General features: G+C 41.0%; 15 protein-coding genes, 1 other RNA gene and 1 pseudogene. 9 read left to right on the forward strand and 8 right to left on the reverse strand.

Features of this window, described 5'->3' with window-relative positions:
- Nucleotides 1-54 precede the first annotated feature (54 nt).
- The 3 genes from ssrA to F612_RS0101385 form a co-directional block, all read right to left on the reverse strand.
- Nucleotides 55-408, reverse strand: a transfer-messenger RNA (tmRNA) gene (gene ssrA / locus F612_RS13100).
- A 264-nt stretch (nt 409-672) separates the two neighbouring features.
- Nucleotides 673-1,155, reverse strand: coding sequence for an SsrA-binding protein SmpB (gene smpB / locus F612_RS0101380; protein WP_019555948.1), 483 nt, complete (start codon nt 1,153-1,155; stop codon nt 673-675).
- Nucleotides 1,156-1,304: 149 nt separating this feature from the next.
- A complete protein-coding gene (locus F612_RS0101385) occupies nt 1,305-2,054 on the reverse strand; it encodes a hypothetical protein (RefSeq protein ID WP_019555949.1) in 750 nt (249 codons plus the stop codon).
- Between the two features lie 261 nt (nt 2,055-2,315).
- Between F612_RS0101385 and F612_RS0101390 the strand changes: the two genes are divergently transcribed.
- Nucleotides 2,316-2,747 (forward strand): type II toxin-antitoxin system RatA family toxin, encoded by a 432-nt coding sequence (locus F612_RS0101390; protein ID WP_019555950.1) that lies wholly within the window; start codon nt 2,316-2,318, stop codon nt 2,745-2,747.
- 66 nt (nt 2,748-2,813) lie between these two features.
- Complete coding sequence (locus F612_RS0101395) at nt 2,814-3,104, forward strand: RnfH family protein (RefSeq protein ID WP_019555951.1); 291 nt, start codon at nt 2,814-2,816, stop codon at nt 3,102-3,104.
- 140 nt (nt 3,105-3,244) lie between these two features.
- Here the strand turns inward: F612_RS0101395 and F612_RS0101400 are convergent, their stop codons facing one another.
- Nucleotides 3,245-3,697 (reverse strand): outer membrane protein assembly factor BamE, encoded by a 453-nt coding sequence (locus F612_RS0101400; protein WP_019555952.1) that lies wholly within the window; start codon nt 3,695-3,697, stop codon nt 3,245-3,247.
- Nucleotides 3,698-3,887: 190 nt separating this feature from the next.
- Here F612_RS0101400 and fur point away from each other — a divergent pair, with 190 nt between their 5' ends.
- Nucleotides 3,888-4,292 carry a ferric iron uptake transcriptional regulator gene (gene fur, locus F612_RS0101405; RefSeq protein WP_019555953.1) on the forward strand — a complete coding sequence of 135 codons (405 nt, stop codon included), beginning with the start codon at nt 3,888-3,890 and terminating at the stop codon, nt 4,290-4,292.
- A 121-nt stretch (nt 4,293-4,413) separates the two neighbouring features.
- Here the strand turns inward: fur and F612_RS11945 are convergent, their stop codons facing one another.
- From F612_RS11945 to F612_RS0101420, 3 genes are all read right to left on the reverse strand, one after another.
- Nucleotides 4,414-4,776: a hypothetical protein gene (locus tag F612_RS11945; RefSeq protein ID WP_019555954.1), complete on the reverse strand. Its 363-nt coding sequence runs from the start codon at nt 4,774-4,776 to the stop codon at nt 4,414-4,416.
- A 31-nt stretch (nt 4,777-4,807) separates the two neighbouring features.
- Entirely contained in the window at nt 4,808-6,478 is a 1,671-nt protein-coding gene (recN, locus tag F612_RS0101415) for a DNA repair protein RecN (RefSeq protein WP_019555955.1), read from the reverse strand.
- 75 nt (nt 6,479-6,553) lie between these two features.
- On the reverse strand, nt 6,554-7,429 hold the full coding sequence (locus F612_RS0101420; RefSeq protein ID WP_019555956.1) for an NAD(+) kinase: 876 nt from the start codon (nt 7,427-7,429) through the stop codon (nt 6,554-6,556).
- A gap of 308 nt (nt 7,430-7,737) precedes the next feature.
- Here F612_RS0101420 and hrcA point away from each other — a divergent pair, with 308 nt between their 5' ends.
- The 6 genes and pseudogenes from hrcA (at nt 7,738) to F612_RS12815 (ending at nt 14,346) form a co-directional block, all read left to right on the forward strand.
- Nucleotides 7,738-8,763 carry a heat-inducible transcriptional repressor HrcA gene (gene hrcA, locus F612_RS0101425; RefSeq protein WP_019555957.1) on the forward strand — a complete coding sequence of 342 codons (1,026 nt, stop codon included), beginning with the start codon at nt 7,738-7,740 and terminating at the stop codon, nt 8,761-8,763.
- Nucleotides 8,764-8,850: 87 nt separating this feature from the next.
- Nucleotides 8,851-9,426 (forward strand): annotated as a pseudogene (grpE, locus tag F612_RS0101430) (nucleotide exchange factor GrpE); the annotation flags it as partial.
- Between the two features lie 117 nt (nt 9,427-9,543).
- Complete coding sequence (gene dnaK / locus F612_RS0101435; RefSeq protein ID WP_019555959.1) at nt 9,544-11,463, forward strand: molecular chaperone DnaK; 1,920 nt, start codon at nt 9,544-9,546, stop codon at nt 11,461-11,463.
- Between the two features lie 283 nt (nt 11,464-11,746).
- Complete coding sequence (gene dnaJ, locus F612_RS0101440; RefSeq protein ID WP_019555960.1) at nt 11,747-12,907, forward strand: molecular chaperone DnaJ; 1,161 nt, start codon at nt 11,747-11,749, stop codon at nt 12,905-12,907.
- 60 nt (nt 12,908-12,967) lie between these two features.
- Nucleotides 12,968-13,768 carry a 4-hydroxy-tetrahydrodipicolinate reductase gene (dapB, locus tag F612_RS0101445; protein ID WP_019555961.1) on the forward strand — a complete coding sequence of 267 codons (801 nt, stop codon included), beginning with the start codon at nt 12,968-12,970 and terminating at the stop codon, nt 13,766-13,768.
- 359 nt (nt 13,769-14,127) lie between these two features.
- Entirely contained in the window at nt 14,128-14,346 is a 219-nt protein-coding gene (locus F612_RS12815) for a hypothetical protein (protein ID WP_019555962.1), read from the forward strand.
- Between the two features lie 130 nt (nt 14,347-14,476).
- Here the strand turns inward: F612_RS12815 and F612_RS0101455 are convergent, their stop codons facing one another.
- Nucleotides 14,477-15,136, reverse strand: coding sequence for a DsbA family protein (locus F612_RS0101455; protein WP_051080286.1), 660 nt, complete (start codon nt 15,134-15,136; stop codon nt 14,477-14,479).
- Nucleotides 15,137-15,607 lie beyond the last annotated feature (471 nt).

Consider the following 15,607-nt stretch of genomic DNA (forward strand, 5'->3'; position numbering starts at 1 on the left):
TACATGCAATAAAAAAGCCCAGACCCTCATTTATAAAGGGCTGGGCTTAGGTATTGGTGGAGGTGGGCGGATTCGAACCGCCGTCCAGAAAGCTTCCACTTAGAACTCTACATGTTTATTTAGTCTATTAGTTTAACCCGACTGTTGCCCGGCTAGCAGGGATCACAGAGGGCGAGTTTGTAAAGTTTAGGCAGGGCCATCCAAACACATGACACTGACGATTCCGTATGAGTCGATACAGACTAGGGGCTACGAACAACTGGCCAAGCCTGCACTAACAGCCTAAGCTGCTAGGGAGTAGTTATTGTCGTTTGCAACTATAACATTTGAATCAAGATTTACGTGCGGTGATTCAAGCACGACATGCATCCTAAATTTCCATCTCCCTGTCGAAACCAAAACACCCCCATAATGGAAAGTTCGTTTGACACGAAAACTGATGAAATTCAGTTCTACCAGGCCTGGTCAGTTCTAATTTACCAGGCCTGGTGGCTTTTAAAGCCAAATAAATTGATTGTTTAAATTTACTGACAATCTCTTTATAAGGCCGATAAACTCTTTTTCAAGGGGTTTATCTAAAGCAAGGTTATTATAGCGTTTTTATAAAAGAACTCATCGTCTTATTTAACTTGAATTCATGTAATCGTGAATTTAGCCGTTCTTAAAAAGAGATTAACGAGTCAGTTTCATAACCCGTTCTTTATCACGACTCCACTCACGTTCTTTTTCTGTGGCACGTTTATCATACAGTTTTTTACCTTTGGCAAGGCCAATGGTGAGTTTGACTTTGCCACTGTCACTCCAATGCATATCCAACGGCACAACGGTTAAACCATCTTGATCTACCTTAGAGGTTAAAAGCTCAATTTGCTTACGATGTAACAGCAATTTTCTTAAGCGTAACGGATCGTGGATGGTATGGGTTGAAGCGGTTATGAGTGCTTGAATCTGCGCGCCAAATAAAAATGCTTCATGATTCTTTAAGAGAATGTAGCTCTCTTTAATATTCACTTTGCCTTCACGAATACTTTTGATCTCCCAGCCTTCTAATGAAATACCTGCTTCAAAGGTTTGGTCAATCTGAAAGTCAAAACGCGCTCTTTTATTTTGCGCAATGGTCTTCTCAAGCGCTTTATTTTTAGGTTTTTTTGCCATATCTTTTTAGTCGAAACCGACCCTTTAAACAGATTATTTTAAACTATTGTTATTATAACAAAATCGCTACAATGATTTACTATCCAAATGCGGTAATGCCTGACTGGCGTGCCTTCATTCGTTTATTTCCCAGCAGAATGCTGAGTTGTCTATCTTAAACGCCTGCCGGTAAAGCAGTAGTCCATGACTTTTTTAGGCACAAACTGATTCATACGCTTTACGTCTAATGAAAAACGCTGTGTATGGCCTTCACTGCTTTCTAACTCAAAATAGAGTGGGTTTTGCCCCGTCAATGCAGGTTTAAGCAGATTAAAGAACGCTTTAACATCCGAACTGTTACTGTCGGTTTTAAAGCTAGGCATCTCCTGATAGGTAAAAGAGGTGTGAAAGCTCATGCCAAGTAGGCCAGGTTGTTTTTCAACATCGGTTTTAAACAGTTTAGATAAAGCCCTATTCTGTCCGCCCACAGAAATATCAAATGAGGTGGTGTCTGAACCGGATTTAACCCTCAGACTCTGTGTATCATCATAAACATAACCGTGTTTAATAAAGCTGGGCGAGGCATTCGGTAGAGTGCCATCACTCTCCTGTAAAAATTTCTCTTTATCCAGATACTGCACACTAAAGTTGGCAAAATAATCTTGGCAGCGCATAAAAAATGCTTTTTGGGTACTGTAATCTTGTGGAATATACAGTACAGTGGCCTGCTTGACGGTATCGGTAAAGTCATCAGTTTTATAATCAACAATCCAGGTGTCTTTCAAAAAAGTGCCTGCTTGACTAGATTTAGCAGGGTGCTCAACGTCGTGGTATTCGGTTGCGTTTACTTGCCCAGATATCAAGAGTGGCAAGACCCAAAATAATGGAAACGCTTTTTTAAAGCAGAATATATCGGCCATGAAGTGACTCCTTAAATTAGACAATTTTTTATTCTAGCATGAATCCGTACTCAACGGATTCATGCTCTAAAATAGCCTCTTTGAAAGGCATTGAAAATAATCGGCCATTGGCACATTCACTCCATTGGCTACCGTTTAAAGAGCTTTGTTATAATGCGCCATAAAACGCACGTTATAATAGTGTAATCAATATCGACACAGGTGTGTCTAGTGTTCAATTAATCACTTAAATGTTAAAGATAATCGTTAGCCTTAAACCTTATGAAAAAAATATCCAGAACAGCTCTGTTACCTTATTCAGCCAAACAAATGTATGACATTGTCAATAACATCGCGGACTATCCTAACTTTCTACCTTGGTGTGGTGACTCCGAAGTTGTGTCGGAAACGGATTTAGAGATGATTGCTAGTGTGACCATTGCTAAGGCTGGAATTCGCCAGACGTTTAAAACCCGTAATCATTTAGTGCCTAATGAACGTATTGAAATGCATTTGGTAGAAGGTCCATTTAAATCCTTGAAAGGCGAGTGGAGTTTTAAAGTATTGGATGTGGATGCGTGTAAAATCAAGTTCGAAGTCGAGTTCGAAGTCAGTAATGGTTTGTTTAATGTCGCCATAGGACCTATTTTTGAACATATCGCCAGTACATTAGTAGACTCATTTTGTGAGCGAGCCAAGCAGATCTACTCTTAAACCGGTGGCTTTAATCAGTAACTCACTTTCGATTAGCTTTTATGCACGTTTTATTAAGGGTTTATTATGAACAATAAAATTCAGATAGAAGTGGCCTATGCGTTACCAGAAGAACAGTTTTTATTCACTGAAGAAATTGCCCAAGGGTCTACCGTCGCTCAAGCTCTAGCGGACTCTAAACTCTTGAAGGAATTTCCAAACTTGAATATCGATAAAGTCGGGATTTTTGCTAAGTTAGTCGACAGCAATACTATTTTACGCCCTGGGGATCGTATCGAAGTCTACAGACCTTTAAAAGTCGACCCTCGTGATCGCCGTAGAGAGAAGGTAGAAAAAGAGCGTAAAGAAGCGAAGTAGTTCATCTCAGCTAGTTTGCATGATGATCGTTAATCGTTCGTGATGATTGCAAAGGCTTAGGGGAGTACGGATACATGTTCGTAGTCCTAAAAAAGACCTGAAGTTTCAGGTCTTTTTTAGGTAATTGATATCTTTAGAGGTTAGAACCAATCCAGTCCTAACCAAGAGTCATCGTGATTTAGGGTGACATTGGTGGGTAGCGCTTTCCAGTCTTTTATCATTCCATCTTCATCAAAATTGATGACCAAATGTTTCGTAGAATCGGTATGTAAGGTGGTGTTTGAGCTGTAAAAAACATATTCCCAATGATTTGGGTTAAATGGATCTCTACCTTGTGGCGGTCCAATTAACTCACGAACTTGTTCCTTGGTCAGCCCTTCCTGTATATGTGAAACCGATTCTTCTGTCATCACATTGCCTTGCGTTAAAGGTGCTTTGTAAGGGGCAAGGTAAGAGCAACCACTTAATAGGCACACTGAAAGCGCTAATGACAGCCCCAGCGTTTTGTTTTTAAGTTGGCAGTTAATAAGAGGCTTTTGTTTTAAATTTAAGCCTGATTTGCACGCGGTCAGCTTCAATGTTTTCATACTCATTTAGGTGTCTGTGATGGATGATTTAAGGTATTATACACACTAATTGAGATTGTGAATCTCACAACAAAAATAAAATCAATAAAGCAACTGAACATGTTCTAAGACAACGAAATCGCGGTTTGTAAAACAAAATTCGCGACCTTTCCTGTGATAGAACATCGTTACAATGTGTTAAAGACCAGAGGATTCCATGAGCGGCGCAGAACTTAAGAAAGTGGGCTTAAAGGTTACTTTACCGAGATTAAAAATTTTAGAAATTCTTGAGAGTTTAGGGGATCAGCATCACCTTACGGCAGAGGATGTTTATAAGATTTTGTTAGAACAGGGCGAAGAAGTAGGGCTTGCAACCGTTTATCGTGTTCTGACACAGTTTGAACAAGCAGGTATTGTTCGCCGCTTGAATTTCGAAAACAGCATCTCTATTTTTGAGCTGGATACCGGTGATAACCATGATCACCTTGTGTGCGTTAAAAATGGTACGGTTAAAGAGTTCGTTGATCCTATTATTGAAGAGCGTATTAAGGAAATTGCCAAAGAAAATGGTTACGAGTTAGCGAGTCATAACCTTGTAATCTATGGTTCTTTAACCGAATAAAGAGCTGTTTAACGTTGTTAAAACTTTTTCCAAATATAAGAAATAGGCCGTTCAAACACTGATTTGAATGGCCTTTTTTGTGTGTTTTCCGCTAATATTTGCTTCACGCTAAGAAGGGGGGTTAATCTTGAATCAGTTGGATATCTACTTGAGCTGATTCTTTATCGATTTTAAAAAGGCATTCACAAAATTCAGCCTGACTGTTCATTGGAGTAGGGTCATCAGCACAGCTGCAACCAGCGATCAGGCCACTGTAAAACAGACCTGTTTTGATCTCTAAATAATTGTCTGTCTCTTGAATTGAGATAATCATGACTTTAAAGTCGTCTAGCATGGCATAGTTCGATTGCTGCAAAGCGGCTTGCAGAGGCAAAATATCGCCGTCTAATTCTTCCACTTCATGAATGAAAATGGCTTTAAAGTCGGCAAGGTTTTGCTTTGTTCTATTGTTCCAGGCCTGTAATGACTTTAAAAAAGTAATCAATTTATCTTCCTAAATTTTGTTCTGTAAACGACTAAGAATTGAATTGTTGAGCACTGCTAAACATCTCTTTCGCATGTTCCAGGGTTTGTTGACTGATGGTTAATCCACCCATCATACGCGCCAGTTCTTCAATACGTGCCGCTTCATCAAGCTCGATGACTTGAGTAAATGTTAACTCATTTTCAGTCCGTTTTTCAATCTGTAGGTGAGTATGACCATGCGATGCAACTTGTGCTAAATGAGTGATGGACAATATTTGTTTGTGTGCACCTAATTGCTGCATTTTTTTGCCGACGACTTCAGCAATTGCACCGCCGATACCAACATCAACTTCATCAAATATGAGCGTGGGTAGACTCGTCACTTCTGCGGTGGCAACTTGAATCGCTAAACTGATTCTTGATAATTCACCACCAGATGCGACTTTGGCTAAAGGCTGTAAAGGTTGGCCTTTATTCGCAGTCACATGAAAAGCGACCTTATCTAAACCACTGGCGTTGACGCTCTCCAGAGCTGAAATTTGGGCTTCAAATAAGCCATTAGGCATGCCTAGTGAGTGCATGCCTTCGGTCACAATCTTAGAGAGTTTTTCGGCGGCCTTACGACGTGATTTACTTAAGGCCGAACCACTGTTTTGAAATGTTGACCAGGCCTGGTCAATTTCACTTTTAAGGGTTTCTAAAGAGGCATCTGACTGCGTTAGACTAGTTAAGTCATCTTTAAGTTGTTGGTGTTTTTCAACCAGGGTCTCGGGCTCTAAATTGTATTTTTTGGCGAGGCCGAACAATAAAGCTAAGCGTTCTTCAATCCGGCTGAGTTGGTTAGGATCTAATTCTATGTCACTCGAGTGTTTATGAATCTCCGCAGCGGCTTCTTGAGCTTCAATGAGAGCACTGTTGAGTTGCTCAATAGTGACTTGCAAACTTGGGCTGTAGCTCACTATGGATTCAATAGCGTGAATAGCTTGATTGACTAAATCTGCCGCACCTGAACTCCCCTCGATCGCTTCATAAGCATTTTCACAGGCCAGAATAATTTCATTGGCATGTGAGAGTTGACTCTGTTCTTCCGAAAGTTCTTCAAACTCTTCTTGAATAGGCTGAACGTCATCAAATTCACTGTTTTGAAAAGACAAAAGTTCAAACTTACTTTGAAAGTCAGCTTGATTGGTCAGTAGCGTATCCAATTGGCGATTCAAAACCTGCCAGGCCTGGTAATCTTGGCGACAGGTTTTGATTAACTCTGGATGAACGGCGTAAGCGTCTAACAATCCTAACTGTTTATGATTTGAAAGTAGCGATTGATGTTCGTGTTGTCCATGAATATCAATCAGCATGCTGCCTAGAGATTTTAATAGGCTAGAGGGGATGGGGCGGCCATTGATATACGCTTTAGAGCGGCCTTCTGAAGTGACGGTTCTACGTAGGTAGCAATCACCGTCATCGTCGAGCTCCTGATCAACTAACCAGGCCTGTACATGCGGTAACTGTTTGATATCAAATTGGGCACTTACTTCGGCTCTTGGCGTATTATGGCGTACTAGACTGCTGTCTGATCGATCTCCTAAAGTGAGACCTAATGCATCCAGTAGTATGGATTTACCGGCACCGGTTTCACCGGTTAAGCTGCTAAACCCCTTATTAAAATTGAGTTGCAGTTTTTCGATTAGAGCCAGGTTTTGAATGGAGAGTTCTTGTAGCATGTTTACTCTTTTTCGTTAATTTATCGCGTATAAATAGTTTGAGGCTAAATTGTGAAAGGTTCGACATTGAACATTTTACAGTTTATCACCCCAATGCAATTTGGCTCTGAGTAACTCAAAATGATCATGTCCTTTAGGATGAATCATTTTAATAAAATTAGGATGACGTGTCACAATCGTTCGGTAACCGGCCGAAATTAGGTAGGTGATTTGGCCATCACAGATGATTTGCGCCGTGCTATGACAATCTTCATGCGGACGTAATTCAACGACGCTTTTCCCAGAAATAACATAAGGACGATTGCTCATTGTATGGGGATTAATGGAGACTAAACTTAACACATCTAATGCAGGGTCGAGAATGGGGCCACCTGCAGAAAGGCCATAGGCGGTAGAGCCCGTCGGTGTTGAGATGATCATGCCATCAGAACGTTGGCTATTAAAGAAACGATTGTCAACGAAGGTTTCAAATTCAATCATTCGCGGCGAATCGGTTTTATGGATCACCACATCATTAAAGGCGAGTTGATCGAATAGAATTTCATCATCTTTTTTAATAATGACTCTAATTAAATTGCGTTCTTCGCTCTCATAAATCCCTTCCATGACGTCGTCTAAAATAGAGATCATCTCTTTAGGTGAGATGTCGGTCAAAAAACCTAATCGCCCGAGATTGATGCCGAGAATGGGGATGTTTTGGTCAACAATAGTGCGTGCAACATCTAAGAACGTTCCATCACCACCGACTACGATGGCGACATCAATATGCTGTGCCAGTTCTTGACGGTCAATGATTTCGATACCATAACATTCATACGGACAATCGTGACAGGATGCAGCATCCAAAAAAACCGTTTTGGATTTGCTTTGCAGGTGTTGAATTAGGGTATCAATACTTTCCCAAGACTGAATACCATTGTATTTACCAAAAATGCCTATTTTCTTAAACATTTATTTCTCTCACTCTTTCCAATATGGGAGAGATCTTTGTACGAGTCGATTGTTGGCTAAAAATGGTTAAAACTCCGCTGCTTTTGGTTAAAAAAGTTGCAAGTTTTATCTGATTTTTATTTTGATTCGGACTCATAGAATGATCTCTAGACGCTAAAAATTCTTGTATAACTGGGCCGGAAACATATAATTTAGCACTCAAGGGTTGAGAGTGCTTATTTTAATACTATATAACACTTGAGGCAGGCCGGAAGATCCGCCACCAAATGCCATTTTGACACTTACGATACATACTCTTAGGCTAGCAGATGTTAAGCGACCGTTCACAGATTTTATTTAAAAACTTAATGGGATTATACCTGAATGAAGGTAAGCCGGTAGGATCTACCACCTTGGCTAAATGCCCAGAAATCGACCTAAGCTCTGCGACAGTACGTAATGTGATGGCGGATTTAGAAAAGCTGGGATTGATTCATGCACCCCATACTTCTGCAGGCCGTGTGCCAACCGATAAAGGTTATCGCCTTTTTGTCGATTCAATGTTGACCTATCAGCCACTGTCTATTCAACGTGAAGCTCAGATTCGCCAGAAATTATCACCTAACTTAAACCCCGATGCTTTGATGCTCAACGCTTCGACTATGCTCTCTGGTATGACCGGTATGGCCAGTTTAATACTGATGCCCAAAAAAGAGCGAGAAATTCTTAAACATATCGATTTTATTGCCCTAGGCGAAAATCGCGTTTTAGTGGTATTGGTATTTAATGATCAAGATGTGCAAAATAGGGTTGTTGAATTAGAAAGTGCTATTACGAGCAGTGAGTTGATTAAAATCGCCAATTTTTTGAATGAACAGTGCGCTGGTAAAAGTCTTGCCCAGGCGCGAACGACTTTAGTCGAACGTCTAAATCTGATTAGAAGCACTACGAATGAATTCATGTCGTCAGTGATCGAGGCAACAGACAGTGTGCTTTCCGAACAACTACAGCAAAAAATACCTTTTTTAGTGTCGGGTCAAACCAACTTGTTGAACTACCAAGAGTTAGCGCATGCGGATAAGTTAAAGTCACTGTTTCATGCTTTTGAACATCATTCAGAAATGCTGAGTGTGTTGGATAAAAGCATGGATGCACAAGGAGTACAGGTATTTATTGGTGCAGAGTGCGGTAATCCAATCTATCAAGATTGTAGTATCGTGACCACTCCTTACGAAGTGGAAGGTGAAGTCTTGGGTGTTTTGGGTGTTGTTGGCCCCAGCCGGATGAATTATGGAAAAGTCGTGCCTAAAGTGGATATTACTGCAAAAATTTTAAGTTCGCTCTTGAAAAAATAAGCCTTAGTCCCAATGATTTGGGTATCAGCATTTTTAAAGTTAAGTCGTTTGCCTTGTTTAAGGTAAACCAACTCAAATAGGAAGAAAAACGTGTCAGATTTTAAAGCAGATAATCAAACAGCTGAAGAACAAATCCCAACGGTAGAAGAAGAGATGAAAAATGCCGAAAAAGCCCTAGAGCAAGCGGAAGAGACTGTGACAGAAGATATCACAGCATTGTTGGCCGAGTCTCGTATTGAAGCAGATAAACATAAAGATATGGCATTACGTATTCAAGCCGACATGGAAAATTTGCGTCGTCGTACGCGTATTGACATTGAAAGCGCGCATAAATATGCCTTAGACAAATTTGTAAATGCATTGATTCCTGCGATGGATTCAATGGAAATGGGCATGGATGCCTCTTCTAAAGAAGAAGCTTCTATTGAAAGTATCCGTGAGGGTATTGATATGACCTTTAAGCAAATGTTAGATGTTTTGGGCCAGTTCAATGTAGAACGTGTTGACCCAAAGGGAGAGAAGTTTAACCCTGAACTGCATGAAGCTTTAACGATGATTCCATCACCAGATCACGAGCCGAATACCGTGATCGATGTCATCCAAAAAGGGTATACGCTTAACGAGCGTTTAGTCCGAGCAGCGCGCGTTATTGTTGCTCAGTAAGTAAGTGTGTGACGAATTAGATAAAAAACAGAAAAAAATTTTATATGGCTTGAAAAACAAATTTACAGCCCTATAAAGTTTGCAACATTAAATTAAAAACTCTTGGAGAATATTAAGATGGCTAAAATTATTGGTATCGATTTAGGAACAACAAACTCTTGTGTTGCTGTTATGGAAGGCAAAGAAGTTAAGGTTATTCCAAACGCTGAAGGCGCGCGTACAACCCCCTCTATCGTAGCTTACACAGCAGACGGTGAAGTGTTAGTTGGGGATTCAGCAAAGCGTCAAGCGGTCACTAACCCTGAAAACACAATCTTCGCGATCAAGCGTTTAATTGGTCGTCGTGCAGATGATAAAATTGTTGCCAAAGATAAAGACATGGTACCTTATGCCATTGTGGCCGCAGATAATGGTGACGCTTGGGTTGAGGTAAATGGAAAGAAATTATCGCCACAAGAAGTCTCTGCAAAAACATTGATTAAAATGAAGAAGACAGCGGAAGACTACCTTGGTTATGAAGTGACGGAAGCGGTTATCACCGTACCTGCCTACTTCAATGATGCACAGCGTCAAGCGACCAAAGACGCGGGTAAAATTGCAGGTCTAGATGTTAAACGTATTATCAACGAGCCAACAGCTGCCGCACTTGCTTACGGTATGGATAAAGTCGTAAAAGACAGCGTTATTGCTGTTTACGATTTAGGTGGCGGAACATTCGATGTTTCAATCATCGAAGTCGCTAACCTAGATGGTGAGAAGCAAGTTGAAGTATTGTCTACCAACGGTGATACCTTCTTAGGGGGTGAAGATTTCGATAACGTGATCGTTGAGTACATCGCTGAAGAGTTCATGAAAGATCAGAACGTTAACTTGAAGTTAGATAAGTTGGCTTTACAACGTGTTCGTGAAGCGGCTGAAAAAGCGAAAATCGAACTATCTTCACGTGAACAAACAGATATCAACTTACCTTACGTCACCGCAGATGCAACTGGCCCTAAGCATTTGAACATGAAAATCACACGTGCTAAGTTTGAGTCTTTGATTGAAGACTTAGTTAAGCGTTCGATTGAGCCTTGTAAGATTGCTTTAAAAGATGCAGGCCTTACGGCTTCGCAAATCGACGATGTTATATTGGTCGGTGGTTCAACACGTGTACCAATGGTTCAAGCCGCTGTTAAAGAGTTCTTCGGTAAAGAGCCACGTAAAGATGTAAACCCTGATGAAGCAGTTGCCATGGGTGCCGCGATTCAAGGGGGGGTACTTTCTGGTGATGTAAACGACGTTCTTCTATTAGATGTAACGCCTCTATCTCTAGGTATCGAGACAATGGGTGGCGTTATGTCTAAGTTGATTGAGAAAAATACTACGATTCCTACTCGTAAATCACAAGTATTCTCAACGGCTGAAGACAATCAGTCTGCCGTAACCATTCACGTGGTTCAGGGTGAGCGCGAAATCGCATCTGGTAACAAGTCATTAGGTCAATTCAACCTAGATGAAATTGCACCAGCACAGCGTGGTCAGCCACAAATCGAAGTAACGTTTGATATTGATGCCAACGGTATCCTAAACGTTTCTGCTAAAGATAAGTCGACTGGTAAAGAACAGCACATCACTATTCAAGCCTCTTCAGGTTTATCAGAAGAAGAAGTTGAAGCCATGGTTAAAGATGCTGAAGCACATGCAGAAGAAGATGCCAAAATGAAAGTATTGGTTGAAGCTCGTAACCAAGCAGATGCAATGGTTCACTCTACGCAGAAAATGGTTAAAGATGCTGGTGACTCTGTTGATGCGGCTGAAAAAGAAGCAATTGATACGGCCATTACGGCTGTCAATGACGCAATCAAAGGCGACGACAAAGATGCAATTGAAGCAGCGGTTGCAAAGCTTGCTGAAGCAAGCCAATCGGTTGCTCAAAAAGCACAGGCTAAGCAGGCGGAAGGCGGTGAAGATGCGCAACAGCAAGGTGAAACAAACGAAGCGGATGACGATATTGTCGATGCAGAGTTTGAAGAAGTGAATGACGATAAAAAGTAATTTTTAGGAGGCATCTTGCCTCTTAAAGCGCCACTTCTAGGTTAAGAAATATTAATGACATATCAACTCGTATTTCTTGCCTTGGTCTGACACTTTATAGGCACAAGCTGTTTCCTTACTATTTTTATTGCTAGCCAAACAGATGCACGAATATCTTAGGTTTCTAAGGCATTTGTGCATTTTTATATGCTTAACTTAAGTCTCTATTTAAAAATCACCAGGCCTGGTCCGGTTGTTTTTAAATAGACATTAATCACGCGCTTAGCGCAAATACGAGAGATCGATGACCCAAACCTGTTATTACGAAATTTTAGCGGTTACTAAAACTGCATCAGAAGGCGAAATTAAAAAGGCCTACCGAAAAATGGCGATGAAATACCATCCAGACCGTAATCCAGATGACAAGACTTCTGAAAATAAATTTAAAGAAGCTGCTGAAGCTTATGAAATTTTGTCAGATTCGCAAAAACGCGCGACCTATGATCAGTTTGGACACGCCGGTTTAAATGGGCAAACGGGTGGTCACGGCGGTTTTGGTGGCGGTTTTGAAGGTGGTTTTGGTGATATCTTTGGTGACATGTTCGGTGGCGGTTTCAGTGGACAACGCGGTCCTCAACCCGGAGCGGATCTTCAATATGAACTAAAAATTAATTTAGAAGATGCCGTTGCAGGGACTTCTGTTGATATTCGTATCCCAACTAAAGATATTTGTGAAAGTTGCGATGGAACGGGCGCAGAACCGGGGAGTAAGATAGAAACTTGTCCGACCTGCCAGGGAGCGGGCCAAGTTCGAATGCAACAAGGTTTCTTCGCTGTCAATCGTGCTTGTCCTAGCTGCCATGGAACAGGTCAACTCATTACAACGCCTTGCAAAACTTGCCGCGGTGAAGGGTATACTCATAGCCACAAAACACTGACGGTTAAAATTCCAGCAGGGGTTGATACGGGTGATCGTATTCGTCTTCAAGGCGAAGGTGAAGCGGGCGAATCTGGAGCACCACGCGGTGATTTGTATGTACGTATGCAGGTTCAAAAGCACGCTATCTTTGAACGTGATGGCAATACTCTGTATTGTGAGTTGCCAATGAGTTTCGCAACAGCTGCTTTGGGTGGCAGTGTCGATGTGCCCACCTTAGGTGGTAAAGCCAGTTTAAAAGTTCCTGCGGGAACGCAGTCTGGTCAACGTTTTAAGTTGACGGGCAAAGGTGTTAAATCAGTACGTTCCTCTCGTGTTGGCGATATGATTGTAGAAGTTCATATTGAAACGCCTGTGAAGTTAACAAGTCGCCAAAAAGAGTTGTTGCAAGAATTTGATGAGAGTCTAAAAGGCAAACATCATAAACAACACAGCCCAAAAGAGCACAGTTTCTTTGATTCGGTAAAATCCTTCTTTACCAGTGACGATGATAAAAAATCTGACCAAGAGAATGACCCTTGGAAATAGAGCCAAGAGACGGTTAAGATCGGGTAGTAAACCTAACGTTTTTACAAAGGATTCACGATAATGAGAGTTGCAATTATTGGCGCTTCGGGCCGAATGGGAAAGAACTTAATCGATGCGGTCAATCAAACTGAAGGATTAACCTTTGCTGCGGCTATTGAACGTCCTGATAGTAGCTTATTAGGTGCTGATGCTGGTGAGTTGGCGGGCCTGGGTAAACTAGGTGTGAAGATTGTCGGTTCACTTGAAGCCGTCGTCAATGACTTTGATGTGTTGATCGATTTCACCACGCCTGAAACTACGGTTCATAATCTTGAAGTCTGTCTTGCCAATACTAAAAAAATTGTGATTGGCACAACGGGTTTTGATGAAGTCGGTTTAGCAGCCATCGATAAAGCGGCTGAAAAAATCGCTATTATCTTTGCGGCAAACTACAGCGTGGGTGTGAATCTTTGTCTTAAATTACTGAAGCAAGCCGCTGAAGTTTTGAATGAAGGTTACGATATTGAAATCATCGAGGCTCATCACCGTCATAAAGTCGATGCTCCTTCTGGTACAGCGTTAAGGATGGGTGAAGTGGTTGCCGAAACCTTAGGTCGAGACTTAAAGGAATGTGCGGTCTATGGTCGTGAAGGTATTACCGGTGCTCGCGATCCGAATACCATCGGTTTTGCAACGGTGCGTGCGGGTGACATTGTGGGTGATCATACTGTGTTGTTTGCGACTGAAGGTGAGCGAGTTGAAATCACTCATAAAGCCTCAAGTCGTATGACTTTTGCCAATGGCGCTGCACGTTCATGCCGTTGGTTGGCGAATAAAGAGCAAGGACTGTTTGACATGCAAGATGTTTTAAACCTGCGTTAAAATGTAGTTATAAATAAATCTAAAAGGCGTACTCATAAATGAGTGCGCCTTTTTTGTTTTACGGCCTAAATAAATGAATGAGCTTTGTTACTATTTCATTTATTTTTCGTCATATTAGTCTCTAAAATAAATGCGTTTAGTAGGGTTAAAAGGTGTTTTTAGGTTCTTTTTTTATGATTTGACGTGAGTCAAAATGAAAGCGTTTTTAAACATAAAATAAGTTGTAAATTGAATCTATACCCTATTGTTATTGTCATTGTACAATAGACGTACTCGATGTTGTTTCTTCGGGAATACGGTATGATTAGGGTTAATTTTTCATACGATTAACGTTATAAAATTAGGTAACAGGATTGAACATGGCAAAATCTTCAAAGAAAAAGCGAGATACAAAGTTAGAAACGACAAAACAGGAAGAGAAGCTAGAAAAGCAGTTGGCTAAAGATGCTAAGAAGGCTGAGAAACTCGCTAAAAAAACAGAAAAGAAATTAGCCAAAAAGAAAGCTGAAAAGAAAGAAGATAAAAAACCAGATAAAAAAGTTGAAAAGACCTCCTCCAAAAAATCGAAGAAAAAATAGCAAAATTTCTGCTAAATCAGATAAGTTATGGGGAAGGTTTTGTTTGCCAAGGCGAATTTTCTCAAAGAGTGAGTGCACCTTTGCCACTTCAATGAGTTAGGGTAAGTGTCTGAGCTGTAGAGAATATTTTTTAACTTGCTGGGCACTTTAAAACCTCTAAAATAGAGTTAAGCATTGAGTCTATATGGCGATAGTCAATTGGGATGTCATGAAAAACACCCTTATATTCTAAAACTAGGCTAGGAAAGCTAGTCGCCTGAATGCTTTGATTGAAGGCTAATTCCTGCTTGAGTTGTTGCTCTGTTTCAGGTTGTTTAAGCTGTCTCTCGAACTCTGAAGCATTTAATCCTATCTCGTTTGCTAATGAAACAAGCGTATTATTGTCCGACGGATTTTGTGCCTTAAGATAATAAGCTTGCTGAATCGCTAAAATCATTGTTTCTTCATATTCAAGTCCTTGATTTCGGGCGGCAATGACCGCTCGGCACGACGGATAGGTTGAACGTCTTGGTTGGTTTAAATGCCAAAAATCGAAATTAAATTCAGTTTGTGGCACTTTTTGTTGAATGTGGCGCCAGATAGACTGTAATTTTTGTTGAAGCTCTAGCGACATCGGTTCGGTCGTATCGGCTGCCAAACCTCCAAGCGAGTTATGAATTTCAATAGAGCGAGGTAAGGCTTGTTTTAAGGTCTTCCAGACGGGTTGAAACGCCCAACACCAACTGCACATTGGGTCGTGAATGTAATGAAGAATTGCCTTATGGCTCTTATGAGAATCTGTTACCGACATGCTATGACATCTCCCGTGTAATTTATGACTAGAGTGGAGCGAGTTGTTAAATGTATTTAACCAGGCCTGTTTGTGCTAACTTTAAATATGATTAGTGTAACCAAGCTTTAGGCTGGAGCAAAGACCTCTAACAAAAAGAATGGGTATGAAAAAAGTTAATGATTCACCCGCTGTCGTTATGTTAACTATTTTATGGATTGGGTTGTTTTACGCTCAATAACGATGGTGCAAACCAATAAGAGGGTACCTCTGATCGGGGGGTGACCACTGTCGTGAGTAAGGGGGCATGGGTGGTATAGATCAGTCAGGGGAAAACAGTTGTTATCTCTGGCAGCTGATTTTGGATTGGAAGTGTCTATTGGGAACCCTAAAGAGAAACCACCTTCTTTTACCGCTCCATAAACTATAAAATCAAATAGCTAAGTGGTTGTGTTTGCACTTACATTCTCTAATAAGATATTGGATTGGTGC

This window comes from Thiomicrorhabdus arctica DSM 13458 (assembly GCF_000381085.1).
Lineage (GTDB): Bacteria > Pseudomonadota > Gammaproteobacteria > Thiomicrospirales > Thiomicrospiraceae > Thiomicrorhabdus > Thiomicrorhabdus arctica.

Bases quoted from the DNA above. Each gene is read 5' to 3' on its own strand.
- smpB (WP_019555948.1), bottom strand. From the start codon at position 1,155: ATGGCAAAAAAACCTAAAAATAAAGCGCTTGAGAAGACCATTGCGCAA.
- F612_RS0101385 (WP_019555949.1), bottom strand. From the start codon at position 2,054: ATGGCCGATATATTCTGCTTTAAAAAAGCGTTTCCATTATTTTGGGTC.
- F612_RS0101390 (WP_019555950.1), top strand. From the start codon at position 2,316: ATGAAAAAAATATCCAGAACAGCTCTGTTACCTTATTCAGCCAAACAA.
- F612_RS0101395 (WP_019555951.1), top strand. From the start codon at position 2,814: ATGAACAATAAAATTCAGATAGAAGTGGCCTATGCGTTACCAGAAGAA.
- F612_RS0101400 (WP_019555952.1), bottom strand. From the start codon at position 3,697: ATGAGTATGAAAACATTGAAGCTGACCGCGTGCAAATCAGGCTTAAAT.
- fur (WP_019555953.1), top strand. From the start codon at position 3,888: ATGAGCGGCGCAGAACTTAAGAAAGTGGGCTTAAAGGTTACTTTACCG.
- recN (WP_019555955.1), bottom strand. From the start codon at position 6,478: ATGCTACAAGAACTCTCCATTCAAAACCTGGCTCTAATCGAAAAACTG.
- F612_RS0101420 (WP_019555956.1), bottom strand. From the start codon at position 7,429: ATGTTTAAGAAAATAGGCATTTTTGGTAAATACAATGGTATTCAGTCT.
- hrcA (WP_019555957.1), top strand. From the start codon at position 7,738: ATGTTAAGCGACCGTTCACAGATTTTATTTAAAAACTTAATGGGATTA.
- dnaK (WP_019555959.1), top strand. From the start codon at position 9,544: ATGGCTAAAATTATTGGTATCGATTTAGGAACAACAAACTCTTGTGTT.
- dnaJ (WP_019555960.1), top strand. From the start codon at position 11,747: ATGACCCAAACCTGTTATTACGAAATTTTAGCGGTTACTAAAACTGCA.
- dapB (WP_019555961.1), top strand. From the start codon at position 12,968: ATGAGAGTTGCAATTATTGGCGCTTCGGGCCGAATGGGAAAGAACTTA.
- F612_RS12815 (WP_019555962.1), top strand. From the start codon at position 14,128: ATGGCAAAATCTTCAAAGAAAAAGCGAGATACAAAGTTAGAAACGACA.
- F612_RS0101455 (WP_051080286.1), bottom strand. From the start codon at position 15,136: ATGTCGGTAACAGATTCTCATAAGAGCCATAAGGCAATTCTTCATTAC.